Annotated in this window: 24 protein-coding genes; 12 read left to right on the forward strand and 12 right to left on the reverse strand. The window is 68.6% G+C overall.

Annotated features, from left to right (window positions below; translation table 11 throughout):
• Positions 1–15 precede the first annotated feature (15 nt).
• From crtI to ACXDF8_RS04780, 6 genes are read left to right on the forward strand one after another with little or no spacing between them, the layout of a single operon-like run.
• Positions 16–1,536, forward strand: coding sequence for a phytoene desaturase family protein (crtI, locus tag ACXDF8_RS04755; RefSeq protein ID WP_457222107.1), 1,521 nt, complete (start codon positions 16–18; stop codon positions 1,534–1,536).
• A gap of 2 nt (positions 1,537–1,538) precedes the next feature.
• Positions 1,539–2,471, forward strand: coding sequence for a phytoene/squalene synthase family protein (locus ACXDF8_RS04760; protein WP_457222108.1), 933 nt, complete (start codon positions 1,539–1,541; stop codon positions 2,469–2,471).
• A gap of 13 nt (positions 2,472–2,484) precedes the next feature.
• On the forward strand, positions 2,485–2,625 hold the full coding sequence (locus ACXDF8_RS04765; protein ID WP_457222109.1) for a hypothetical protein: 141 nt from the start codon (positions 2,485–2,487) through the stop codon (positions 2,623–2,625).
• Positions 2,622–3,347, forward strand: a complete 726-nt coding sequence (locus ACXDF8_RS04770) for a class I SAM-dependent methyltransferase (RefSeq protein WP_457222110.1) — start codon at positions 2,622–2,624, stop codon at positions 3,345–3,347. The genes ACXDF8_RS04765 and ACXDF8_RS04770 overlap by 4 nt, the downstream gene beginning before the upstream one ends.
• Positions 3,344–4,891, forward strand: a complete 1,548-nt coding sequence (locus ACXDF8_RS04775; protein WP_457222111.1) for an FAD-dependent oxidoreductase — start codon at positions 3,344–3,346, stop codon at positions 4,889–4,891. The genes ACXDF8_RS04770 and ACXDF8_RS04775 overlap by 4 nt, the downstream gene beginning before the upstream one ends.
• Positions 4,888–5,874, forward strand: a complete 987-nt coding sequence (locus ACXDF8_RS04780; protein WP_457222112.1) for a Rieske (2Fe-2S) protein — start codon at positions 4,888–4,890, stop codon at positions 5,872–5,874. The genes ACXDF8_RS04775 and ACXDF8_RS04780 overlap by 4 nt, the downstream gene beginning before the upstream one ends.
• On the opposite strand, the gene ACXDF8_RS04785 is transcribed toward ACXDF8_RS04780, so the two are convergent.
• Complete coding sequence (locus tag ACXDF8_RS04785) at positions 5,871–6,587, reverse strand: MBL fold metallo-hydrolase (protein ID WP_457222113.1); 717 nt, start codon at positions 6,585–6,587, stop codon at positions 5,871–5,873. The genes ACXDF8_RS04780 and ACXDF8_RS04785 overlap by 4 nt on opposite strands.
• A gap of 146 nt (positions 6,588–6,733) precedes the next feature.
• Here ACXDF8_RS04785 and ACXDF8_RS04790 point away from each other — a divergent pair, with 146 nt between their 5' ends.
• The gene (locus tag ACXDF8_RS04790; protein ID WP_457222114.1) at positions 6,734–7,804 is read left to right on the forward strand and encodes an NAD(P)H-dependent amine dehydrogenase family protein; all 1,071 of its coding nucleotides are present in this window, start codon (positions 6,734–6,736) and stop codon (positions 7,802–7,804) included.
• Positions 7,805–7,907: 103 nt separating this feature from the next.
• The gene (locus ACXDF8_RS04795) at positions 7,908–9,698 is read left to right on the forward strand and encodes an Hsp70 family protein (RefSeq protein WP_457222115.1); all 1,791 of its coding nucleotides are present in this window, start codon (positions 7,908–7,910) and stop codon (positions 9,696–9,698) included.
• Here the strand turns inward: ACXDF8_RS04795 and ACXDF8_RS04800 are convergent.
• Together ACXDF8_RS04800 and ACXDF8_RS04805 are read right to left on the reverse strand one after the other, a co-directional pair.
• Positions 9,690–10,778: a class I SAM-dependent methyltransferase gene (locus tag ACXDF8_RS04800; protein ID WP_457222116.1), complete on the reverse strand. Its 1,089-nt coding sequence runs from the start codon at positions 10,776–10,778 to the stop codon at positions 9,690–9,692. The two genes, ACXDF8_RS04795 and ACXDF8_RS04800, sit on opposite strands and share 9 nt — an antisense overlap.
• A 1-nt stretch (position 10,779) precedes the next feature.
• A complete protein-coding gene (locus ACXDF8_RS04805; RefSeq protein WP_457222117.1) occupies positions 10,780–11,019 on the reverse strand; it encodes a DUF1049 domain-containing protein in 240 nt (79 codons plus the stop codon).
• 193 nt (positions 11,020–11,212) lie between these two features.
• Here ACXDF8_RS04805 and ACXDF8_RS04810 point away from each other — a divergent pair, with 193 nt between their 5' ends.
• The gene (locus ACXDF8_RS04810; protein ID WP_457222118.1) at positions 11,213–11,917 is read left to right on the forward strand and encodes an SHOCT domain-containing protein; all 705 of its coding nucleotides are present in this window, start codon (positions 11,213–11,215) and stop codon (positions 11,915–11,917) included.
• Positions 11,918–11,944: 27 nt separating this feature from the next.
• Positions 11,945–13,132, forward strand: coding sequence for a zinc-binding dehydrogenase (locus ACXDF8_RS04815; RefSeq protein WP_457222119.1), 1,188 nt, complete (start codon positions 11,945–11,947; stop codon positions 13,130–13,132).
• Here the strand turns inward: ACXDF8_RS04815 and ACXDF8_RS04820 are convergent.
• Together ACXDF8_RS04820 and ACXDF8_RS04825 are read right to left on the reverse strand one after the other, a co-directional pair.
• Positions 13,102–13,725 (reverse strand): MBL fold metallo-hydrolase, encoded by a 624-nt coding sequence (locus ACXDF8_RS04820; protein WP_457222120.1) that lies wholly within the window; start codon positions 13,723–13,725, stop codon positions 13,102–13,104. The two genes, ACXDF8_RS04815 and ACXDF8_RS04820, sit on opposite strands and share 31 nt — an antisense overlap.
• A complete protein-coding gene (locus tag ACXDF8_RS04825; RefSeq protein WP_457222121.1) occupies positions 13,725–14,810 on the reverse strand; it encodes an S-(hydroxymethyl)mycothiol dehydrogenase in 1,086 nt (361 codons plus the stop codon). The genes ACXDF8_RS04820 and ACXDF8_RS04825 overlap by 1 nt, the downstream gene beginning before the upstream one ends.
• Positions 14,811–15,004: 194 nt before the next feature.
• Here ACXDF8_RS04825 and ACXDF8_RS04830 point away from each other — a divergent pair, with 194 nt between their 5' ends.
• The gene (locus tag ACXDF8_RS04830; RefSeq protein WP_457222122.1) at positions 15,005–15,832 is read left to right on the forward strand and encodes a serine hydrolase domain-containing protein; all 828 of its coding nucleotides are present in this window, start codon (positions 15,005–15,007) and stop codon (positions 15,830–15,832) included.
• Positions 15,833–15,940: 108 nt separating this feature from the next.
• On the forward strand, positions 15,941–16,453 hold the full coding sequence (locus ACXDF8_RS04835) for a DUF3145 domain-containing protein (RefSeq protein ID WP_457222123.1): 513 nt from the start codon (positions 15,941–15,943) through the stop codon (positions 16,451–16,453).
• A 180-nt stretch (positions 16,454–16,633) separates the two neighbouring features.
• Here the strand turns inward: ACXDF8_RS04835 and ACXDF8_RS04840 are convergent, their stop codons facing one another.
• The 7 genes from ACXDF8_RS04840 to ACXDF8_RS04870 all read right to left on the reverse strand — a co-directional run bounded on the left by ACXDF8_RS04840 (position 16,634) and on the right by ACXDF8_RS04870 (position 24,858).
• Positions 16,634–17,437, reverse strand: a complete 804-nt coding sequence (locus ACXDF8_RS04840) for a GntR family transcriptional regulator (RefSeq protein WP_457222124.1) — start codon at positions 17,435–17,437, stop codon at positions 16,634–16,636.
• Positions 17,427–18,485, reverse strand: coding sequence for an isopenicillin N synthase family dioxygenase (locus ACXDF8_RS04845; RefSeq protein ID WP_457222125.1), 1,059 nt, complete (start codon positions 18,483–18,485; stop codon positions 17,427–17,429). Before ACXDF8_RS04845 ends, ACXDF8_RS04840 begins: the two co-directional genes overlap by 11 nt.
• A gap of 10 nt (positions 18,486–18,495) precedes the next feature.
• Complete coding sequence (locus tag ACXDF8_RS04850; protein WP_457222126.1) at positions 18,496–20,082, reverse strand: ABC transporter substrate-binding protein; 1,587 nt, start codon at positions 20,080–20,082, stop codon at positions 18,496–18,498.
• 33 nt (positions 20,083–20,115) lie between these two features.
• Positions 20,116–21,093 (reverse strand): ABC transporter permease, encoded by a 978-nt coding sequence (locus ACXDF8_RS04855; protein ID WP_457222127.1) that lies wholly within the window; start codon positions 21,091–21,093, stop codon positions 20,116–20,118.
• Positions 21,090–21,950, reverse strand: coding sequence for an ABC transporter permease (locus ACXDF8_RS04860; RefSeq protein WP_457222128.1), 861 nt, complete (start codon positions 21,948–21,950; stop codon positions 21,090–21,092). Before ACXDF8_RS04860 ends, ACXDF8_RS04855 begins: the two co-directional genes overlap by 4 nt.
• A 392-nt stretch (positions 21,951–22,342) precedes the next feature.
• Complete coding sequence (locus tag ACXDF8_RS04865) at positions 22,343–23,248, reverse strand: diacylglycerol kinase (RefSeq protein ID WP_457222129.1); 906 nt, start codon at positions 23,246–23,248, stop codon at positions 22,343–22,345.
• On the reverse strand, positions 23,245–24,858 hold the full coding sequence (locus ACXDF8_RS04870; protein WP_457222360.1) for an FAD-binding oxidoreductase: 1,614 nt from the start codon (positions 24,856–24,858) through the stop codon (positions 23,245–23,247). Before ACXDF8_RS04870 ends, ACXDF8_RS04865 begins: the two co-directional genes overlap by 4 nt.
• Positions 24,859–24,864: the final 6 nt, after the last annotated feature.

Raw genomic sequence — 24,864 nt, forward strand, 5'->3', positions numbered from 1 at the left:
GACGAGGAGACAGTGATGCGTACCGTACCGGGTCCCACCGACCACGTCGTGGTGGTCGGAGCGGGGCTATCGGGTTTGTCCGCGGCTCTGCAGTTGGCCGGTCGCGGGCGCGCCGTCACCGTCGTCGAGCGCTACCCGTTCCCCGGTGGGCGCATGGGCCAGGCTGACATCCGCGGGTACCGCATCGACACCGGTCCGACCGTGTTGACGATGCCCGACATCATCGAGGACGCGTTCGCCGCAGTCGGTGCCTCGATGGCCGATCACCTCCAGCTGATGCCCGTCGACCCCGCCTACCGAGCGACGTTCGCCGACGGCAGCGCATTGGACGTCCACACCGACGAAGCCAAGATGTCTTCGGCCATCGAGGCTTTCGCCGGTGCCGAGCAGGCCGCGGGTTACCGGCGGTTGCGGGCCTGGCTGACCGAGCTCTACCGGCTGGAATTCAACGGTTTCATCGCCGACAACTTCGATTCGCCGCTGTCGCTGCTGACCCCTCAACTCGCCAAACTGGCCGCCATCGGCGGCTTCCGCGGCTGGGAGCGGATGATCGGCAAGTTCATCACCGACGAACGCGTGCAACGCATCTTCACCTTCCAGGCGCTCTACGCCGGTGTGCCGCCGCAGCAGGCGCTGGCTGCTTACGCGGTGATCGCCTACATGGACACCGTTGCCGGCGTGTACTTCCCGCGCGGCGGTATGCGGGCGGTGCCCGAGGCCCTGGCCGCTGTCGCCGAGCGGGCCGGGGTGCGGTTCCGGTACAACACCAGCGTCAGCTCCCTGGAGCGTTCCGGGTCCCGGGTGACCGCGGTGCGTACCGCAGAGGGTGATCGGATCGCTTGTGACGCAGTGGTTCTCACGACCGAGCTGCCGCTGACCTATCAGCTGCTCGGGCGCACGCCACGGCGGTTGATCAAGATACGGCCCGCGCCGTCGGCGGTGGTCGTCCACGTCGGCTGTCCGTCCGTCGGGGACCGGCTGGCGCACCACAACATCAGCTTCGGGGCCAAGTGGGCCGGCACTTTCGAGGAGATCATCCGCGACGGCGAACTGATGAGCGACCCCTCGTTGCTGGTCACCCGCCCGACCGCCGGCGACCCCGGGCTGGCCCCGCCGGGGCGGGACCTGCTCTTCGTCCTTGCGCCTGCGCCCAATCTGGACGTGGGCAGGATTGACTGGGCCTCGACCGGCGATGACTACGCGCGCCGTGTGGTCGCCACCGCCGTCCAGCGCCTGGTGCCGGGCTTGGAGGCGGACGCCGACATTCTCGACGTCGTCACCCCTGCGGACTGGGCCCGGCAGGGGATGGCGGCCGGGACGCCGTTCGCCCTGGCGCACACCTTCGGCCAGACCGGTCCGTTCCGGCCGGCCAACACCGTGCGCGGCATCGACAACGCGGTCCTCGCTGGCGGCTCGACGATTCCGGGCGTCGGTATGCCCACCGCGCTGCTGTCGGGGCGGCTGGCCGCTGATCGCGTCACCGGGGTCGGCAGCGGTCTGGCAGGGAGAAGCACCATCAGGTCGGGAAGCAGGTAGCTATGATCCACACCGAGTTGCACGCCGCGGGGATCGACGACGCGCGCCTGGTCGAGTCCTACCGCTACTGTCGCCAGCTCAACGCCCAGCACGGCCGCACCTACTTCCTGGCGACCAGGCTGCTGGCTCCTTCGCAGCGGCCCGCCGTGCACGCCTTGTACGGGTTCGCCCGCTACGCCGACGACATCCTCGACGACATGGATTCCGCGGCCGGGGTGGCTGAGCGCCGCGAACGGCTGGACCAGTTGTCGGCCAAGTTCTTCAGTGGGACCCCCGATGCCAGCGAACCGGTGCTGCCCGCGGTGCTGCACACCGCGCGCACCTACCGCATCCCGGTGAACCTGTTCGACGACTTCCTGTCCTCGATGCGCATGGACTTGACCGTCACCGACTATCCCGACCGCGCCGCCCTCAACCGCTACATGCGCGGGTCGGCGGAGGTGATCGGCCTGCAGATGCTGCCCATCCTGGGCACGGTGGTCCCCGCCGTCGAGGCCCAACCGTTCGCCGAAGCGCTCGGCCGCGCCTTCCAGCTGACCAATTTCCTGCGCGACGTCGACGAAGACCTGGTCCGCAACCGTGTGTACCTGCCCGCCGACGAGCTCGCCGCCTACGGCGTCGACCGCGACCTGCTGACCTGGTGTCAGCAGAACCGCTACACCGACCCGAAGCTGCGCCAGGCGCTGGCGGCGCAGCACGCGATCACCCGCGACGAGTACCGGGAGGCTCGCAAGGGGATCGCGCTACTGGCCCCACAGTCGCGGCCCTGTGTGACGACGGCGTTCACCTTGTACTCGGAGATCCTGGACCGGATCGAGGCGATGGATTTCGCGGTGTTCAGCCAGCGTGCGTCGGTCGGCCTTGGCCGGCGGCTGCGCGTGTTCACCTCCGGCCTGGTCCGCGCCCGGCGCGCCAGAAAGTACGGCGCAGCCTGATGGATCGGCCGCATTGCGCTCCGGACTGGGCCCGGAGGCCGAATACTGGATCGCGATGGGCTTGCTGTTCGGCGGGGCGATGCTGACCGCCGGCCTGCTGGTGGGGGCGAAGCAACTGCCCCGCTCCGATCGAAAGGGGTACCCGCGGTGGTGAGCGTCGGCAATCGTGGACTGCAGCGCGAAGAGGTGCCCGGCGCCTTCGACGTCGGCGCCAGCGCCTACGACAAGCTCGTCGGCGCCAACCCGGGCTATCACGACCACCTGCGGATCTCGACGCGGCGGATGCGGATTCCCGACGGCGGACGCGGACTGCGGTTGCTCGATGCCGGGTGCGGAACCGGTGCGTCGACCGCGGCCCTGCTGGCAGCCGCCCCGCACGCCGAGATCGTGGCCGTTGACGCCTCGGCCGGCATGCTGGCCGAGGCCCGGGCCAAGTCGTGGCCGGACAGCGTGCGGTTCGTGCACAGCCCTATCGAGGCGATCGCCGACGCCGGCGTACATGGTCCGTTCGACGGGATCCTCGCGGCTTACCTGTTGCGCAACCTCGCCGACCCGGACGCGCAGCTGCGGACCTTCCGCGAGCTGCTTCGCCCGGGCGCCACGCTGGCGGTCCACGAGTACTCGGTGCGCGATTCCCGTGCGGCCAAAGCAATCTGGAATGCGGTGTGTTGGGGCATCATCATTCCGGCCGGACGGCGCCAGACCGGGGACAGCACCCTCTACCGGCATCTGTGGCGCAGTGTGAACACCTTCGACGGGGCGGCCGCCTTCCAACGCCGGCTCGTTGCGGCGGGCTACACCGGCGTGCACAGCGAGACGATGCCCGGCTGGCAGCGCGACATCGTGCACACCTTCCTCGCGGACGCACCGCAATGATGGATCCGCGCCGCGTCACCCATCCCGCCGCGCCCGGACTTCCGAATGCCCGCGCACTGGCCCAGGTGCCGCACGTGGTCGTCGTCGGTGCCGGCATCGCAGGTCTGGCGGCCGCCGCCGGTCTGGCCGAGCGCGGGGTGGCTGTCCAGGTCCTGGAACGGCAGCCCTATCTCGGCGGGCGGGTCGGCGGGTGGAGCGAGCAGCTCAGCGAGGGGGACCTGGCTGGCACCGAGGTGGCCAACAACCGCGGATTCCACGCGTTCTTCCGGCAGTACTACAACCTGCGCGCCCTGCTTGGCCGCAGCGATCCGGGACTGCGGCGGCTGCGCGCCGTCGAGGACTATCCGTTGGTCGACGGGGAGGGCCGCCGCGACACCTTCCGCGGCCTGCCCAAAACGCCCCCGTGGAACGCGCTGTTCTTCGCGCTGCGTAGCCCGACGTTCCGGTTGCGGGACATGCTGCGGCTCAACGCCGTCGCCGCCGCACCGCTGGCCGCGGTCTCGGTGCCCGAGATCTACGACCAACTCGACGGCCGGGACGCGGAGACGTTCCTGACCGATATCAACTTCCCGGTGGCGGCCCGCCACCTGGCCTTCGAGGTATTCGCCCGCAGCTTCTTCGCCCGGCCCGAGCGGCTCTCTGCGGCAGAGCTGGCGACGATGTTCCACATCTACTTCCTGGGCTCCAGCGAGGGCCTCGTGTTCGACGTCGCCGAATCGAATTTCGACACCGCGCTGTGGGAACCGTTGCGCGAGTACCTGATCGGCCGCGGGGTGCAATTCCGCACCGAGGTGTGCGCCGAGTCCGTCGGCCTCGGTGGCACCCGGGTGCTGCAGGTGCGCGACTCGACCGGGGCGACGATCGACGCCGACGGCGTGGTGCTGGCCACCGACGTCGCCGGGCTGCAGAAGATCGTGGCCGCCTCACCGGGCCTCGGCGACGAGGGGTGGCGCGGCCGGGTCGCGGATCTGCGCACCGCGCCGCCGTTCATGGTGCAGCGGCTGTGGCTGGACCGACCGGTGGACCCGGGACGCCCGGCCTTCCTGGGCACTGGCGGTCTGGAACCCGTCGACAACATCAGCGTCGTCAGCAGCTACGAACGGCAGGCCGCGGAATGGGCTCGCGCGCATGGCGGTTCGGTCGTCGAGGTGCATTCGTACTCGGTGGTGGACACGCCGCCGTTCGACGGACTACGCGACCGCATGCTGGGGCGGCTGCACCAGCTCTTCCCGGAGACCACGCAGGCCCGCATCGTGGGGGAGACGCTGCTGTTGCGCGACGACTGCCCGTTGTTCTGGCCGGGAGCCTTCGCCGGCCGCCCCACCGTTGACACCCCGGTTACGGGGCTGGTGCTCGCCGGTGACGGAATCCGCATCGACCTGCCGGTAGCCTTGATGGAGCGAGCAGCCACAACCGGTTGGTCGGCGGCCAACCGGTTGTTGGCCGGCTGGGGCATCGGCGGCCATACGCTGCACACCGTTCCGGTGCAGGGCCGGTCACCGGTGCTGCGCCGGCTGGCCAGCCGCGAGAGGCGGGTGTCATGAGCTTCAGGTCGCGGATGAAAGCTCTTCCGCTGCAGATCATCCCGAAGGCCGACTGGGCCCGCCAGCGGCCCACCTACTCCGATGCCCAGCCGGCGCTGATCGAGGCGGCGCTCCGGCGCGCCGAGTCGCGGCCCAGCGGGAACTGGTATGTCTTCGCGGCCAGCACCGACATCAGGGCCGGTCGGCCGTTCGGCACCCGGGTCGGGGGGATGGAGATCGTCGCGTGGCGCGATCAGCAGCGGGCGTTGCACGTGGGGCCGGCGGCGTGCCCCCATCTGGGCGCCGATCTCACCACCGGGAAGGTGGAGTGCGGCGACCTGATCTGCCCGTGGCACGGTCTGCGACTCGGGGGTCGGCGAGAGTTCGGCTGGAAGCCGTTGCCGGCCTTCGACGACGGCGTGCTGGCGTGGGTCCGCCTCGACCGGGTCGGCGGAGAGCCGGCACTGGAAACTCCCGTCATCCCGGCCCGTCCCGGCGGGGCGCGACTGGCCGCGGTGACCCGCCTGGAGGGGGTGTGCGAACCGTCCGACATCATCGCCAACCGCCTCGACCCGTGGCACGGCGCGTGGTTTCACCCGTACTCGTTCACAGCGCTGGACGTGCTCAGCGCCCCCTCGGTCGAGGCGTCGGAGGATGCCGACCGATTCCTGGTGGCGGTCACCTTCCGGATGGGACGCCTCGGTGTGCCGGTGATCGCAGAATTCACCGCACCGGAGCCCCGAACCATCGTTATGCGGATCGTCGACGGCGAGGGCACCGGCAGCGTCGTCGAGACGCACGCCACCCCGGTGGGGCCGGGACCCGACGGGCGCCCCCGTACCGCGGTGATCGAAGCCGTTGTCGCGCAATCCGACCGCACCGGGTTTCGGCACTCGTTGCGCGCGGCGCCGCTGATCACCCCGCTGATGCGCTTTGCGGCCACGCGGCTGTGGCGCGACGACCTGGCCTACGCCGAGCGTCGATTCGCTGTTCGGGACAGCTAGGCGAACGCATCTACCGCCTCGCCGATCCGGGTTGCGGCGTCGGTCAACACAGCTTCACCGTGACCGAATCCGGCAATCTGTGCTCCAGTGCCGGCCAGAGTGGACAACGCCGCGGTAGCAGCCTGTCGATCCACGTTGAACACACCAAGAATGACCTGACCGTCGAACTCCGCGACAGCATCTCCGGTCAGCACCGCGTCCACCGCGGGCAGGTAGAGAGCGATACTTCCCGGCGTATGCCCCGGAACGTCCAAAACTCTGGCGCCGCCACCGAATTCGATGACGTCGCCGGTACGCACCACCCGGTCGACCCGACACTGCGGTGCGTGTGGGACCTCGATGACACCGGGATGGATGCCCTGTTCGCTGGCGGTCAACACCGGCAGCGGGCCGCGCTGGCTACCGTCTACGAACGCCGCATCGGCGGCTCCGGCGACCACCTCGACTGAGCACCATCCGGCGATCTCCGCCGCAGACCCCGCGTGGTCTTCGTGGAAGTGCGTCAGCACAATCCTGTTGACGTCGTTGCGCTGCCTGCCCAACGTGAGCACCGCGTCGGCGATTAGGTTCGCGCTGTCGGGCCAGCCCGTATCGACGAGCGTCACACCGGTCTCGTCGACCCACAGATAGCAGTTCAACAGATGCGCCGCAGCACCGGGAATGCGCAGTCGATACAGCTGCGGAGCCAGCTGCAGCAGGTCTGGACGAGACACCCGACGACGGTATCCCGGCGCACCGTCTCGCGTCCGCTCGTAACAAGCAATTTCGCTACTACCGAAATCGACCGTCGAGCGGCCCGCGGGCCCGGCCATTGGGACAACCGACCCGCCTGGGCCGGCAACCCGGCTAATCTCCATCCGTGGCCAAGCGAATCGTGATCTGGGGTACTGGTTTTGTCGGCCGGATGGTCATCCCCGAGGTGCTCGCGCATCCCGAGTTCGAACTGGTCGGCGTCGGTGTCAGCAATCCCGCCAAGGTCGGCGTCGACGTCGGGAAGATCTGCGATATCGGTGAAGTCGGCGTCGCGGCCACCGACGACGTCGACGCGCTGATCGCGCTCAAGCCCGACGCGCTCGTGCATTACGGTCCGACCGCCGCGCACGCCGATGCCAATATCGACCTCATCTCGCGGTTCCTGCGTGCGGGTATCGACGTGTGTTCCACCGCGATGACGCCGTGGGTGTGGCCGAAGATGCATCTGAACCCGCCGAACTGGATCGACCCGATCACCCAGGCCTGCGAGGCCGGCCAGTCGTCGTGCTTCACCACCGGGATCGACCCCGGTTTCGCCAACGATCTCTTCCCGATGACGCTGATGGGCCTGACCTCTCAGGTGCGCCAGGTGCGTGCCTCGGAGTTGCTGGACTACACCAACTACGAGGGTGACTACGAGTTCGAGATGGGCATCGGTCGTGAGCCCGAGTTCAAGCCGCTGCTGGAGAACTCCGACATCCTGGTCTTCGCCTGGGGGGCGACCGTCCCGATGATCGCTTACGCCGCCGGTATCGAGCTCGACGAGATCACCACCACCTGGGACAAGTGGGTGACCCCGACCGAACGCAAGACCGTCAAGGGCGTCATCCCGCCCGGCCATGTCGCGGCGGTGCGGTTCACCATCAACGGCGTGTACCGTGGCGAGACCCGGATCCAGCTCGAGCATGTCAACCGCATCGGGTCCGACGCCGCACCGGACTGGCCGTCGGGTAACCAGGACGACGTCTACCGGGTGGACATCCAGGGCACTCCCAGCATCTTCCAGGAGACGGCGTTCAGGTTCACCGACGGTTCGCACCGGGACGCCGCCACCGCGGGCTGCCTGTCCACCGGGTTGCGCGCGCTCAACGCCGTGCCGGCGGTCAACGACCTCCCGCCAGGCTGGGTCACACCGCTGGATCTGCCGCTCATCCCCGGTCGGGGCACCATTCGCTGAGTAACGCCGGCGGCGTCCGCACCGACATCTTCGGTGAATCCGAAGATCGGCGCTGGGGCATCCGCACGCCTGGAGATCAGGTCGGCAGCCCGGATTGGACGACATGACAGACCCAACGAGACCGGCCCTCGGCTTGTCGATCGGGGCAAGCATGCTGGTCGCGGTGACCCCCGAGCGTTCGGTCACCCGCAGGCCGGTGATCACGCTTTTCCGGCATCGCCCGCCCGAGGTGGGGTTGCCGGCGGAGAACCCCAACCTCGACGAGACCGGCCTGGTGATCACCGATTTCGTCGACCGGGTCGGTGACCCTGTCGGCATCGTCGCCGCCGACGGGTCGGTGCACCCGGCGGAGACTTTGCTGGCCGATGCGTTGCGGGCGTTGGCCTACGCCGCCACCGCGGGACGGCCGCTGCCCCCGGTCACCGCGATCACCCATCCCGCGCACTGGCGAACCGTCGCCGTCGACGCGCTGCGCCGCGCGCTGCGCCGGGTGCCGGAATGGTCGGCCGACGAGCCGCTGCTCATTGCGGACACCACCGCGGCGTCCAGCGCCCTTCGGGCCGACCCGGGCCTGCCCGCCCGCGGCGTGGTGGCCCTGTGTGATTTCGGCGGCAGCGGCACGTCGATCACCCTGCTGGACGCTTCCGGTGCGCCGGTCGCGCCGACGGTGCGCCACCTCGACTTCTCCGGTGACCTGATCGACCAGGGTCTGCTGGCCCACGTGGTCGCCGAGCTGTCGGCCGGTACGGCGCTCGACGTCACGGGCACCTCGGCCATCGGAAACCTGACCCGGCTGCGCGCCGAGTGCCGCGCCGCCAAGGAACGACTCTCGACCGTCACGGTCACCGCTCTGCCCGCCGACCTTCCCGGCTTCCGCGGTGATGTGCGGCTCACCCGCACCGAACTCGACGACGTGATGAGGCGCTCGCTGACCGACCTGGTCGCCATGGTCGAGGACACCATCTCGCGGGCCGGTGTGCGGCCCGGCGACATCGCTGCCGTGGCATCCGTCGGTGGTGTTGCCGCGATCCCGGCTATCACCACGACGCTGTCGCAGCACCTGCGGGTGCCGGTGATCACCACACCTCGCCCCGCCCTGTCGGGGGCCATCGGTGCGGCACTGCGTGCCGCCCGCGGACCGGCCGACGACAGCGCCACCGCCCTGGCGCCCGCGCCCGCCGTCGTCGTCGCGCCGATCATGGCGGTGGAACCGGCGCCGGCGACCGGCCGTGCCCTGGCCTGGTCGCAGGCCGACGACGACGCCGTGGGTTTCGACGATTCGACGCCGGTGTTCGACCCGCCGGTGTTCGGGCCGCCGGCCGCGGTCGACCCGCGCCCGGAACTGGCGTTCGAGCCGGACCCGGTTCCCGCCGGTGAGGCCGCGCTGCCCTGGTACCGGCGCCCGATGCCGGTGGTCGCCGCCGCGCTGGCGGTGATCGCGCTGGCCGGCGCGGGAACCGCGGTGGCGTTGCGCTCCGAGGGCACCGCCGCCCCGGGCACACCGACCCCGAGCGTCACCACCACCCCGCAGGCCGCGCCGGCGTCGACCGCGCCGGCGGCCGATCCGAGTTCGGCGCCGGTCGAGAACCAGGCCGTGCAGGCACCCACCGCGGCACCTCAGCCGCGCACCGTCGTGCAGGCGCCCGCGCCGGTCACCCAGACCGAGATCGTGCAGGCACCACCGCCGGCACCGGTGACCACCGAGGCCCCGCCGGTCACCGAGACCCAAACCACGACCGTCGTGAGCACCACGGTGTCCACCCCGCCGCCGGTCACCGAGACCGCCACCGTCGAATCGTCGCAGGCCCAGCCGGCGCCGATCATCCCGACCATTCCGCCGATCCCGACGATCCCGGGGCTGCCGCAGTTCCTGCAGCCGCGGGCGTCAGGCTGATCCGCGGCGCTTGACCAGTACGACCTGCGCCAACGGGATGGACATCTGCTCGGGCGCGGCGGCCAGCCGGGCGGCCACCGATGCCTCCAACCGGTCGACGAATTGGCCGGCCCGCTCGTCGACCGAGCCGGGATCGAGCGCCGCTGCCAGGGCCGGGAAGATCGACGCCCGAAGAAACTGAGCCCAGTTCGCGCCGAAGGCCTTGGCGTCACCGTCTTTGGTGAACTGCGCCCAGAACCGGTCTTCGGCGTTGAACAACTCCAGATGCTCGATGGAGAGTCCCTCGAATCGCCCGGACGGGGCGAATGGTGCACGAAAGTCCTTCTCGTCGCGGCCTATCGAGGGGATCGACATGCGCCGCGCCTCCTCGGCCGTGATGAGCCGATCGTCGACGAACTGGCGCAGCGCGGTCACGATCGCGTCGAATGCGGCCTGAAAGCCGGCGCCGCCATCGGCTTCCAGGCCGACGGTGAGTACCACCAGTCGACCGCCCGGCGCGAGCTCGCGACCACGGAACGCGACGAACTCGTGCCAGTCCTCGGCGCCCTGCCGGGCATAGGCCAGCCGAGCCGCCTCGTCGGTGCTGTGGGAGATCTGCACGTGGTCGGGGATCGGCATCGGGATGCGACTCAGCCAGTGCACGGCCCAGGAACTCCAGCCCAGCACGATGCTGTCCGACGGCAGGATCTGTTGGTAGAACGACCGCCCCACCGCGGAGGCGAAGGTGGCCCGGTCGTATTTCAGATAGCTGTCCGGATCGTCGGTGAGCGTGCTGAACAATGCCGTGAAGTCGTTGTCGGCGACATCGGTGTGGGCCACCAGGATGGCGTGGTCGGTGCGGGTCCGCGCGCGCAGGATCGTGATCGCCGCCCCGATCGGCAGCAGCGAGTTGTAGCCGGTGGCCGCCCCGTAGTCGGCTATCGCGATGGGTTGGGGTGCCTTCGGCAGCGGGACACTGCGGGCAGCTTCCTCGAAAAGCGCTATCGCAGGCCGTAATCCGGCCGCTTGCAACCGCGACGAGGCGGTGTAGGTGGCGCTGTCCATCGGTTGCGGGCGCACCACGATACTGGACTCGGGCACGTCAGCCCCGGCGGCGGCGGTGCAACAACAGCCCGACGACGAGCCCGACCACCAGCATCGCCGTCAGCAACAACCACATCGGTGACTCCACGGTGATCCAGAGAACGTGCACCCGCTGGCGATCGCGGTTCTGGGCGATGAACGCCGCCGCCAGCACCACCAGCGTGATCGCCAACCAGTAGCGCAGGGCGAATCGGCGTACCGCACCGCCGGCCCGCGGTGATACTTCGTCTCCGGACATGGCGACCTCCCGTCGTTGCTGTCAGGAAGGACGCTAGTCGCTGAGGGCGCGTTAGTCGGATAACTCACGCCAGTCAATTGCGCGGAAAGCTTCCACAACTGCCCGGCACCCCCGGTAACCTCGGCCTGCGAACCGGGTGGCTAACTGGCTGATCGGAGCCGCGGCGCCGCCTCCGGCATGACACACTTCGGCCATGTCCGCAGCCAAGTCGGCCTCGCGCTTCCTGGGTGCGTCCGGGGTCGTCATGATGATCGTCGGTGGCGTTGGCTTCATCGTCGTGATGGCACTGAACGCGTTCGTCCTCGACAAGTTCGACGCCTACGGCGAGGTGCCGATCCCCGGCGCGGGACAGGTCCAACTGCCCGCCGGCGAGGTGCAGATCAGCTTCCACACGTCGGTGACGGGTTCGCCGGCGAGCGGTTTCCCACTGCCCGCGGTGCGGTTGAGCATCGTCCCACCGGCCGGTGACCCGGATCCGGTTCTCACCGAAAACCACGGCGCCACAACAACGGTCAACAGCGACACCCATGTGCGGATCTGGACCGCTGACGTCGCCGCCGCCGGCACGTACCAGATCCGCACCGAGGGCCAGGTGACCGGCTATATCAATCCGCGCTTGTCTTTCGGCCGCGGCAGCGACTACGACTACCTGCACTGGGTGTTCGCCGCGGTGTTCGGTTTCGGCCTGCTCGACATGATCCTCTCGCTGTTCCTGCGCGGTCGCGGGCCGCGCTCCCAGCCGACGGGCGGGGTCGATGTGCCGGCGTCGGGCCCATTCACGCCCAGCGACCAGGGCGTGCGACTCGAGCAGCTGAAAACGCTGGCGGCATTGCGCGATTCCGGTGCGCTGACCCAGGACGAGTTCGACGCCGAGAAGCGCCGAATCCTACGGGGCTGACCGGCGCAGCCGTCTACACTCACGCGCGTGAGGGCTGTCAGCTGTGTGCATGGAACCCTGTCGGTCGTCGATCTGCCCGCGCCGGTCCCCGCTGACGGACAACTGGTTCTCGACGTGCGTAGTTGTGGGATCTGTGGATCCGACCTGCACGCCAAGGACCACGCCGACGAACTGCGAGGCGTCACCGAGGGGGTCGGCTACCACGACTTCATGCGCAGCGACACCCCCGTCGTGCTGGGCCACGAGTTCTCCGGCGAGATCGCCGAACGCGGGGCCAAGACGCCGAAAGCCTTCAAGATCGGTGCCAGGGTGGTGTCCTTCCCGCTGGTGCGCGCGCACGACGGTGTGCACCTGACCGGCCTGTCTCCGCTGGCTCCCGGCGGCTACGCCGAACAGGTCCTGGTCCAGGCGGCGATGACGTTCCTGGTGCCCAACGGGCTGTCGCTGGAGACCGCCGCGCTGACCGAGCCGATGGCAGTCGCCCTGCACGCAGTCCGGCGCAGCGAGATCGGCAAGAGTGACACCGCGATCGTGATCGGCTGCGGCCCCGTGGGTTTGGCGATCATCTGCCAGCTCAAGACGCTGGGTGTGGGCAAGATCGTCGCCAGCGACTTCTCGCCGGGTCGTCGCGCGCTGGCCGCCCGGTGCGGTGCGCACGTGGTGGTCGATCCCAAGGCGGACTCACCCTATGAGCGCGCCGCGGCCAAGGGTGTGCTGACCAGCGCCCCGGCCCTCTACGAGCTGGGTATGAGCTCCATGGAGAAGTTGCGCAGGGTGCCGGGCTGGCAACACCTCTACCGTGCCGCCGAAGCCCTGGGGGCGGCGGGTCCCAAACGGCCGGTGATCTTCGAATGCGTCGGCGTGCCAGGAGTGCTCGACGCAATCCTCGGCGCCGCACCGATGAACTCCCGGGTGATCGTCGCCGGCGTGTGTATGGGCGCCGATCGCATCCAGCCCTCGATGGCCAACATCAAGGAGATCGACCTGCGCTTTGTGTTCGCCTATACGCCAATGGAATTCCGCGACACGCTGCACATGCTGGCCGACGGCAAGCTCGACGCCTCGGCATTGGTCACCGGCACGGTGGGACTCGACGGCGTGGCGGCGGCCTTCGGTGCGCTCGGCGATCCGGAGACGCACGCGAAGATCCTCATCGACCCCCGCAGCGAACTGACGGCACCTCGTCAGCTGCCCCTGGCGACCCACTCGTCGTAGTTCACCAGCTCGTCGCCGATGCGCGTGGTGTCGCCGTGTCCGGTGTAGACGACGGTGTCGGCGGGCAGCTTGCCCAGCTTTTCTTTGATCGAGCCGAGGATGGTCGGGAAGTCGGAGAAGGACCGGCCCGTCGCGCCTGGGCCGCCCTGGAACAGGGTGTCGCCGGAGAACACCGCGCCCAGTGCCGGCGCGTACAGGCACGTCGAGCCGGGGGAGTGACCGGGGGTGGCGATAGCGTGCAGCTCGATGCCGTCAGCGGTGAGCACCTGGCCGTCGGAGATCGTGCGGAATTGCTTGTCGCCGTGAGTCATTCGCCACAACATGTCGTCTGCGGGGTTCAGTAGGACCGGGGCGTCGAGGTCCTTGCTGAGCTGCGGGGCGACGGTGATGTGGTCGTTGTGGCCGTGCGTGCACACCACGGCCACCACGTGCCGATTGCCGACGGCGGCCTCGATGGCCTTGGCGTCGTGGGCGGCGTCGATGACGATCACCTCGGAGTCGTCACCGACGATCCAGATGTTGTTGTCGACTTCCCAACTGCCGCCATCGAGTTCGAAGGTGCCGTGGGTGACGACACGTTCGATGCCGCTCATTACAGGATCACCACCGAGCGCAGCACCTCACCGGCGTGCATCTTGTGGAACGCGTCCTCGATGGCGTCCAGTCCGATGCGTTCGGAGACGAACTTCTCCAGCGGGAGACGGCCTTGTCGGTACAGGCTGATCAGGGTGGGGAAGTCCCGCTCGGGCAGGCAGTCGCCGTACCACGACGACTTCAGCGATCCGCCGCGGGAGAAGAAGTCCACCAACGGCATCTCCAGGCGCATGTCGGGAGTCGGAACGCCCACCAGCACAACGGTTCCGGCGAGATCGCGGGCGTAAAATGCCTGTTTCCAGGTCGCCGGGCGGCCTACGGCGTCGATCACCACGTCGGCACCGAAGCCGTCGGTGAGGTCCTGGATGGTCTCCACCGGGTCGAGTTCGCGGGCATTGACGGTGTGGGTGGCCCCGAACTGGCGTGCCCACTCGAGTTTCTTGTTGTCGGTGTCGACGGCGATGATCTTCTTCGCGCCGACCAGGGCCGCCCCGGCGATCGCCGCGTCACCGACACCACCACAGCCGATCACCGCGACGGTGTCGTCGCGCCCGACGTTGCCGGTGTTGACCGCCGCGCCGAGTCCGGCCATCACCCCGCAACCGAGCAGGCCCGCCACCGCGGGGTCGGCCTCGGGATCGACCTTGGTGCATTGACCTTCGTGCACCAGGGTCTTGTCGGCGAACGCGCCGATGCCCAGTGCGGGCGTCAGCTCCGTGCCGTCGGTCAGCGTCATCTTCTGTGTGGCGTTGTGGGTGTCGAAGCAGTACCACGGCCGCCCGCGCTTGCAGGCGCGGCACTGACCGCAGACCGCCCGCCAGTTCAGGATCACGAAGTCACCCGGCTCGACGTTGGTCACCCCAGCGCCGACGGACTCGACCGTGCCGGCCGCCTCGTGGCCCAACAGGAAGGGGTACTCGTCGTTGATGCCGCCCTCGCGGTAGGTCAGGTCCGTGTGGCAGACGCCGCATGCCGTCACGTCGACCACGACCTCACCCGGACCGGGATCGGGGATCACGATGTCGACGAGCTCGACGGGTTCGCCCTTCTTGCGAGAAATCACACCGCGCACTGTCTGGCTCATGAGTCAAACCTTAGCGTGATGCGCGCGGAATGCCGTATGCCCGTCCCGGGCTCGGGAACACGGTCCTAGCGCTGAGCTACGCGCACATCGCAAAGCCGCGACCGGGCCGCTGGTCGCCGACTAGGTGCACGACCCGAGGGATGTAGAGCACCGGGCTCTGCGGGCCCAACCCGGTCGCGGGTAACGTCCACCCGATGTCCACGCCACTCGACATGATCGCCGACTGGCCGGTCCCCGCGGTCTCGGCGGCCGTGGTCGGCGCAGCCGGGGTACTGGCCGAGTACGGCGACCCGGTGCGCCCGTACCGGCTGGCGTCGGTGACCAAGCCGCTCGCGGCGCGGGCGGCGCAGGTGGCCATCGAGGAGGGCGTCGTCGAGTTGGACACCCCCGCGGGTCCGCCCGGCAGTACTGTTCGGCACCTGCTGGCACACGCCTCGGGGTTGTCGATGCACTCGCCCCAGGTGATGGCCGAGCCCGGCAAGCGGCGGGTGTACTCCAATTACGGCTTCCAGGTGCTGGCCGAAACCATCGAGGAGAGCTCCGGCATTGAGTTCGGCCGCTACCTGGCCGAAGCCGTCTTCGAGCCGCTCGGTATGGCCGCGTCACGGTTGGAGGGTGGGGCGGCAGCGTCCGGCTACGGGGCGCTGTCCACCGTCGCGGACCTCACGGCCTTCGCCGCCGACCTGCTCGTCCCCGCCACCGTGTCACCACAGCTGCACGCGGCGGCGACCACCGTTCAGTTCCCGGGCCTCACCGGCGTGTTGCCGGGATTCGGTGTCCAGCGGCCCAACGACTGGGGCCTCGGTTTCGAGATCCGCGACGCCAAGTCGCCGCACTGGACCGGCCTGCGGAATTCGCCGCGGACGTTCGGGCACTTCGGTCAGACGGGCACGTTCATCTGGGTGGATCCGGATCGGCACGTGGCCCTGGTCGTCCTGACGGCCCGGGACTTCGACGAGTGGGCCAAGCCACTCTGGCCGGCCCTGTCTGATGAAGTTCTGAGAGTGTACGGGGCGGACTAGCGCAACAGGCGCCCCACAAGGCACAATAAACACGCACGACACAACTGCATCCTCGGAAACACCAGGTCGTTGGGGAAGACGTCCCTCGTGGAGCCGAAGGAGAAAGTCATGCGTGCGTCGAACCAGTTCGCCGACGTGACGACTGGCGTGGTGTACATCCACGCCTCGCCAGCGGCGGTGTGCCCACACGTCGAGTGGGCGTTGTCGTCGACCCTGAACGCCAGGGCGAACCTGAAGTGGACCCCGCAGCCCGCCATGCCCGGGCAGCTACGCGCGGTCACCAACTGGGTTGGCCCTGTCGGTACGGGTGCGCGGCTGGCCAATGCGCTGCGCTCGTGGTCAGTGCTGCGATTCGAGGTCACCGAGGATCCCAGCGCCGGCGTGGACGGGCAGCGGTTCTGCCACACTCCGCAGCTGGGCCTGTGGAGTGGGGCGATGAGCGCCAACGGCGACACCATGGTCGGCGAGATGCGGCTGCGCACCATGATGGCCTCCGGTGCCGACACCCTGGCTGCCGAGCTGGACTCCGTGCTGGGGACCGCCTGGGACGAGGCCCTCGAGCCTTACCGCGACGGCGGCGACAGCGGCGAAGTGAGCTGGCTGAGCCGGGGAGTCGGCTAACCGAACCGCCCGCCGCGATCAGCGGCTCTGGTGGACGCTGGTGTCGCCGAGCCGGGCTTTTCGGTGTCCCGAGCGGCATGAGACCAACAGCGCCGGCTACGGCACCCGCGCAGAATCGGGCGATTCACCCCTTGCGGCGATGATTCGCCATCCTTCAACCGGAGGATGCGGGCAGCACGCTCACGTGGTGATCAGATGCTGGCGGTGCAGCAGTTCGATGGATTCGTGACGATCGCGTTCGATGTGGGCGTAGGCGACGGACTCGGCCAGCCGCTCGTTGCCGGTCTCGATGACCTCGACGATCTCGGAGTGGTCACTGTGGGCCCGTCCGCCGTCCAGCTCTGATGTCATGTAGAACAGCCACATCATCCGGCCGGTGAGCGAGCGCATCATCGTCCGCATGAGGTCATTGCCGGTGAGATCGGCGATCGCCTCGTGCAGATCGGTGCTCTGCTGAGCCACCAGGTAGGCGTCACCGGTGAGCATTCCCTCCCCGGCGGCCGCCAGCGCCTTTCGGAGTGCGGCGGTAGAGCTTCCCTGCGCCACCCGGCGCGCCGCATACCGTGCGGCGCCCACCTCCAGGCACAGCCGCAGATCGAAGAGTTCATGCGCGGACTGCACCGTCCACGTCGTCACGATGGCGCTGCGCCGCGGCAGGGTCCGGATGAACCCTTCGACTTCCAAGATCGGGACCGCCTCGCGAAGCGGCACCCTGCTGACGTTGAACTCGGCGGCCAGCCGTTGCTCGACGAGCCGCGAACCTTGCGGGTACTTCCCGCGGATGATCGACTCGCGCAGCGCCGCATGGATTTGCGTCGACAGCGACCCCGAAGGCTCGTCCCCGTCACGTTCGTTGTCGTCACGGCCATCGTCGAGACACGGCTGCGAGATCGTCCGCTCCTTTCCGCCGCGGCCGCCGGGCCGGTGGCCGGTCTGGTGCGAGGGTAACCGCCGACTGGTCGAGGCGGCCGAATTAGATGCCAAGCGCGTCGAGGGTGTGTTGACCCAGTTCCTTGCGGGACACGTGGACCCCGGCGGTCGTCGCGGGCGCCGGTTCGGCAGCATCGGTTCCGATAATCGGGGACAGGGGGGCGTCGGGATTCGGCTGCTGGAAGAACGCGATCGACTGCCGGCCCGCTTCGGCGCCCGGCCCGGTGGACCACACCACCCGGTGCGGTGTCGCCGCAACCCGCCCGCCCGTCCAGTACTCCAGGACGTCACCGATGTTGAGCACCAGGGAATTCGGCACCCACGGCACCGTCCACCAGTGATCTTGGGCGAAGACTTCCAGGCCACCCGGCTCGCTCGGGCGGTACAGCAGCGTCAGGGCGCCGTGATCGGTATGGGTGCCGTTGGGGATGACGTCGCTGTGCTCGACCGCGTCCCGGGGTGGGTAGTAGTTGAAGGCCAGATTGTTGAAGTGCCGATCGAAGAACCTCTCGAAGACGTTGGAGGGCAGTCCGAAACCGACTGCCACCAACTCGAGCAGCCGCGCACCCAGTGCGTCCATGGCCTGGTAGTAGCTCTCCCAGACCGGCCTCATGGCCGCTGGCCGCTCCGGCCAGAGGTTCGGCCATCGCCACAACCGCCACTCGTTGGAGTCGGGGTTGAAGTCGTCGAGCGGATCGAGCCGGTTGATCAGGAACGACTCCATCGCGTTGAACGCCCGTGCGGTTTCGGCGGTGTCGGGCGCGGGTTCGTATCCCCGGATGATCTCCGGGGCGGGGAACGTCACTTCCAGTTTCTCGGCGAGCGGAAGGGCGAAGAACTCGCTCGACATCGCGCACATGGCGTCGAACAGGCTGCTGGCGACTCCGTGGCCGGTCACGACGGCGAATCCGGTCTCGACGAACGATTGGACCAATTCGGTTGCCACGGAGCGGATATCGTCCGTAGTGGCGGTCGGCGACAGCGCGGGGGCGATGTCGATGACCTGAACTTCGAAGACACCCGTGCTGGGGTCGTCGCTCAGATCGGTCGTGGTCAGGTATTCGGCGGCGGGCACGATGGCGGGTTGGTCGTGGTACGTCATGAGGTCGCCTCTACTTGGTGTCGATGCCGAGTTGGTTGAAATTGAGTTCGAACGATCCGACGTTGTGCGCGTCGGTGACGTTCGTCAGCCACTTCTGCGCGACGACCCAGTCCTTGTTGTAGGCCAGATTCAGGTAGCAGCCGGTCTGCTCGTAGGCCTGGGCGGCTTGGACATAGAGCGCGGTGTCACCCGACTTGACCGCGGAGTTCAGCATGTCGTCGACCTCCGGGTTGTCGCACATGAAGTAGTTGATGCCACCGGTCTTGTCCCAGAACACATGTCCCCACATGTAGGGGTTGCCGCCGTCCGGCCCGTTGGAGCCGTCGACGAAGGCATCCGGTCCCTTGGTGGGGTCATTCGGCCAGGAGAACACCGTTGCGGTGGTGTACCCCTGGGCCGATGCTTTGATACCCATGGTTTGCAGTTGTGCCACTACGAGATTGGCGATCTTCTGGGCGTTGTCGTTGTTGGTGGCGTATCCCAGTGTCATCGTGGTGCCGGCCGGTAACGTCTTGGCGTAGTCCGCCATGACCTTCGGGTCGTGGGTGATGGTCTGCTTGTCCGCGCCGTCGGGGATCATCCCGCGCCCGTACATCGTGGTGGCCGGCTCGGAGGTTTGGCCCATGACGCTGCTGACCAGTTGCTGCTGATCGATCAGCTGCAGGAAGGCCATTCGTGCGGGCTGGGTGGCGAAGAAGCTGCCGTGCGGGTTGAGGGTCAGCAACGCCGCGCCCAACGTGGGCAGGAAGTAGTTCTTGAGGTTGGCGTTGCCGTTGAACCGCTGCAGGGCTGCCGACGGCAGGGCGTTGACCGCTCCGGATACCTCGCCCTGTTCGATGGCCAGCTCCAGTGACGAGACGTCGTTGTAGACGGGCAGTTTCACTGTGGTGAAGGGTGACTTCTGTCCCCAGTAGCCGGGGTAGGCGGTGAGCTCGTACTCGGTGCCGGTCTGGACCTTGCTCAGTTGGTAGGGGCCGGTTCCGAGGTCGTTTTTGGCGAGGTAACTCTGCGCGTGGTCGTTGCCGGCGTTCTTGGCCAGCCCGGTGGGGGATTCCATCCTTGGTCCGAACGGGGATGCGAGGTAGTCCAGGAAAGCCGAATTCGGCTCCTTCAGCGTGATGACCACGGTGTGCGGGTCGGTCGACACGACACTCTGGACGCCGGCCACCATGTACGCGGGTCCGCCGTTGACCGCGGCACGACGATCGAACGAGGCTTTGACCGCGTCGGCGGTGAACGGGGTGCCGTCGTGGAACGTCACCCCGTCCCGCAGCGTGAAGGTGAAGACCGTGTTGGTCGGGTCGACCGACCATGCGGTGGCCAGGGCCGGCGCGATCTCGGGGGTCTGTGCGCCGTCTTTGTATTTCACCAGACCCTCGTAGACGTTCTGGATGATGGCGACACCGTTGTTGGCGTAGTAGATGTCGGGATCCGGCGGCTGGCCGATGTCACCGTTGAGCCCCAGGATCAGGGTGCCGTCGGTGGGGGCGCTGGAACCGCCGCCCGACGATGTCGAGCTGCAGGCGGCCAGGGCGAGGGTCAACGCCAGGGCGGCCGCGCCCAGTCGGGCGGGCTGGCGTACGGCAATGCGGGTCAACGATTCTCCTTCAACAGATGTGAGCTGCGGCCGTCACAGGGTGAGCCGAGGGTCGGCGGCCGCTTGGAGGATGTCGACGACAGCGTTGGCGCCGATGTAGATGGCTGCGAGGAGCAGCGTCACGCCTGCGATCGCGGCGAAGTCTGCTACCGGGATGCTCGCCGCCAGATAGTTGCCGATGCCTGGCCAGTTGAACACCTGCTCCACCACGACGACGCCGGCAAACATGAACCCGAGCTGTAGACCCGCCATGGATAGTGCTGGACTGGCGGCATTTCGGGCCACGTGGCCCATCGCCACCCGAGCCGGGTGCAGCCCCCGCGACTGGGCGGTACGGACGTAGTCGGCGGACATCGTCATCCGCACGCTAGACCGCAGCACCCGGCCGATGGCCAGTGCGGGAGCGATCGCCAGGGTGAGCGCGGGAAGCAAGAGGTGGGTCAGCGCCGACCACAGCGCAGCCGGGTTGGCGGTGAGTAGCGCGTTGAGCAGACCGAAACCGGTCGGACCGGCGACCGTTCCCCGGCCCCCGCCGGGAAGCCAGCCGAGTCGGGCGTAGAACACCACCAGCCCGGCGATACCGATCAGGAACGATGGCGCGCACGCCGCGACCAGCAGCCCGGCGCGCACCGGGATTCCGGCGCGCAGGGACCCCGTCGCCGTGTAGACCGCGGCCATCAGCAGTGCTAGGACGAAGGCGGTGAGGACGAGTTCGATGGTGGCCGGCGCCGCGGTGGATAGATCGGTCGCCACCGGATTGCGGGTGCGCAGCGACATCCCCAGGTCCCCGTGGATCAGGCCCGATAGGTAGTGCATGTACTGAGCCGACACCGGTTGGTCGAGACCGAGTTGCCGGCGCGCCTGGGCGACCGCTTCCGGGGACGCGCCGTTGCCCAGGTAGGCCTTGACACCGTCTGCGGGACTTGCCTTCTGGAGCAGAAAGACCAGCAGCGTCAGCAGCAGGATCAACATGGCGGCCGATGCCAGGCGGCGCAGCGCGAATGCGGTCATACGCGGGTTCCGACCGACTTGCTCATCGCGTCGCCGGCAAGATTGGCCGCCAGGCTCAAGACCAGAACCGCGGTGGCGGGAATGACCGGGACCCACCACTGGGACAGCACCTGCTGCATTCCGCTGGCCGTGTCCGAGCCGAGTTCAGGTGCGGGCTGACGCTGGCCGAGGCCGAGGAACGACAACCCGGCCAGCAACAGCACGACGTTGCCGATGTCGACGCTCGCGGTGACGATCGCGGTGGGCACGGCACCGGGTAGCAGGTGGCGAGTGGTGATGCGGACCGGTCCCACCCCGGACAGGCGGGCGGCCTCTACGTGGGGTCGCGCGGCCAGCGAGCGGATCTCGCCGCGCAGGATCCGTGCATAGTAGGGCCACCAGACGACGCAGATGCCGACGATCGTGTGCAGTAGCCCCGGACCGAGCGCGGCGACGACGGCGATGGCGACCAGAGCCGCGGGCATGGCCAGGAACAGATCCGTCGTCCGCATCAGGATCGCGTCGATCCAGCCCCCTGCGGCGCCGGCCACCACGCCGATGACACCGCCCGCGATCAGGCCTACCGCGACGATGGCCAGCGCCGAAAGCCAGCTGGTTCGCATCCCGAACAACGTGCGGCTCAACAGGTCCCGGCCGAGCGCGTCGGTGCCCAACAGGTGGTGGGCGGTCAGCGGCGGGAGGTTGGGGTCACCAGCCGGCTGCACCGGGTCGTAGACCGCGAGCAGCGGCGCGACGATGATCGCTGCCGTCGCCAGGAGCAGCAGCACGCACACGCCCACGCCGGCGGGCGCGGACGCGAAGCGTGGCCGCACCTTGGGGAGCCCGAACATCCCGGTCACCGGGGCGATTGCGGTCACGTCAGTTCATGCCCCGGGGGGAGGGTGACTTGACAGTTTGTATACAGAAATGCGAACGGGACGCTGGGGCGGCGTTTGCCGCAGAAGCCGAGGGCGTCTGGCGCCGGCCACCGGGAGGTGACGCCGACCGGGTCGCGATGTCCGCACTTCGACGCAAGATATGGTGCTGTACAGGTCAATTCATGCATACCGGAGAGTGCTGCAGTTGGCACTGCCCGCCTCGTGCCCCTCGCGGATGCGCCGGGGGCGCTGAGTGACAGGACCCATCGACGCCGATCGCGACGGGGTATTCCGAGTGCCACGGCGCAGACTGTATACCGTTAATGTTGCTAGCCGGTTGCGCCGTGAAAATTGCGAGTTTCGGCGCGATGACCCGCGCGGATCGTCTCGCGCTACCTGGTCGGCTGCGGCACGAACAACGTCAGTGCGCCTGGGACGGCTGAGATCTCCGCAGGCAGCGGGCAGACGTAGTCGCCGTCGGCGTATGCATTGATACCGGGCGACTCGACGGTGACCGTGCGGGCGCGTTCGGTGGTGACCTCGTCGATGTTGACGTGGGTGCCCTTGAAGACGGTCGGGAACAACCGCATCAGCTTGGTCCGCGACGCGGTCTGGATCATGGTGATGTTGAGCAGCCCGTCGCGGTGATCGGCGCCGGGGCAGATCAGCATGCCGCCGCCGTAGCTGCGGGTGTTGCCGAATGCGGCCAGCGTGAGGTCGGTGACGATCTCGCGCTCGCCGTCGAGAACGAGCCGGAACGGCAGCAGCCGCAGCCGGGAGATCTCGGCGATCATGGCGACGTTGTATCGCATCCTGCCGTGTGGCCAGCGCATGTGATTGACGCGATCGCTGACCAGCGAGTCGAATCCTGTCGCCGCGACCGTGCCGAACCAGGTTCTGCTGGCGTCGGTGCCTTCGATGAGTCCGAGGTCGACGGTCTCGGTGTGGCCGGCGGCGATCACCTCGACCGCGGCCTCGGGGTCGGCGGTGGGCAGTCCGTATTCCCTGGCATGGTCGTTGCCGGTTCCGGCGGGAACGATGCCCAGCGGAATCCCGCTGCGCGCCAACACCTGCAGCGCCAGCCGGATCACCCCGTCACCGCCGACGACGACGAGCGCGTCGGTATCGCGCTCGAGCGCCTCGCTCGTCAACTGCAGGGCATGATCGGCGTCGCGGCCCACGACCCCGGTGACGTCGATCCCCAGCTTCTGGAAGCGGGCCACCGCGCGCTCCGCGGCATGCGGGGCGTTGCCGTGCCCCGACATCGGGTTCGTCAGGACCGTGACGTGACGGATCATGGAATGAGCTTGCCCGGGTTGAGGATCCCCGCCGGGTCGACGGCCTGCTTGACCGCCTGCAGCACCTTGACTCCCAGCTCGCCGATCTCGGCGGTCATCCACCGGCGATGGTCGGCGCCGACCGCGTGGTGGTGGGTGATCGTCGCGCCGGACCGCGAAATCGCCTCGGAGGCAGCGGCCTTTGCCGCCAGCCACTGCTCGGCGACGTCGCCGCGCTGTCCGGCCACGACGGTGAAATACAGCGACGCGCCGGTGGGGTACACATGCGAAATGTGGCACATCACCAACGCCGGTGTCCCGCTTTCGGCGGGGCTGGTCCCCGAATCGCTGGGCTCCTGCCCGGCCAGCGACGTCGTCAGTGCCTCGGTCACCGCGGCCTTCAGCGTCGCGAGATTGGACCACGTGGTGGCCGTCTCGAGGGTCTCGCACAACGCGCCCGCCGCGAGCAGCGAGTCCCTCAGATAGGGAGCGTCGAACCGGCCGTGCTCCCACGCCCGCGCCGGCGCCTCGCCCAACGACGTACCGCCCTGCGCCGCCAGCACCGCGCGGGTCTCCTGGTGGCGGCTGCGCGTGTGGGCGTCGCTGCCCTCGAACACGGTGATCCCCAGGCAACCGCCGGTGATGCTTTGCTCTCCGATGTTTCCGGTGGTGGCCAGGTTCACGCCGGTCTCTGCTTCGTCGGACAGCCGCAGCACGGTCGGGCCGGTACCGATCTGGCTGACGGCGCGCAATGCCGCGGCGCCGGTGGCGAAGTCCGGGAAGGACCACGCCTCATAGCGCGTGGTCTCCGGCACCGGATGCACACGCAGTCGAACCCGGGTGATCACGCCGAAGACACCTTCGGATCCGGAGAACAGTTCACGCAGGTCGGGTCCGGCGGCAGTCTCCGGCGCCCGGCCGAGGTCGAGAACGCCGACCGGGGTGACCACGGTGAGCCCCCGGATCATGTCGTTGAACCGGCCGTATCCCGCGGAGTCCTGCCCGGAAGACCGGGTGGCGGCGAAACCGCCGATCGTGGCGAACCGGAAGCTCTGCGGAAAGTGCCCGAGGGAGAAGCCCCGCTCGCCGAGCAACCGCTCGGCGTCCGGGCCGGTCACCCCGGCGCCGAGTTCGGCCTGCATCGAGGTCTCGTCGAGCCAGTGCAGCGCGTCGAGCCGGCGCAGGTCCAACGAGATGACCGCGGCGAACCGGCCGCGGATGGGGTCCAGGCCACCCACCACGCTGGTGCCGCCGCCGAAGGGCACCACGGCGATGTCATGCTGCGAGCAGTACCGCAAGACGGTGGCGATCTCGTCCTCGTTGCCTGGCAGGATCACCGCGTCCGGGGCGTCCTGGTGAGTGTGCTTGCGGCGCAACAGGTCAAGGGTCGACTTGCCGCCGGCGTACAGCAACCGCTCCTGGTCGCCGGTGCGCACGTGGCCGGCGCCGACGATCGCGCCGAGTCCGTCGCGGTGGACGTCGCCGAGAGTCGACGGACGCACCTGCACCTCGTCGATGCGCGGTGCGGGGATGTCGTTCGCTGTCACACCCAGCGCCTGCTCGAGCAGTGCGCGAATGCCCTCGGACAGCGGCTTGGCGGCGTCCGGGTCGCCCCAGGCGTTCCAGGCCATCGGGGG

The sequence above is a fragment of the Mycolicibacterium sp. CBM1 genome (assembly GCF_054073305.1).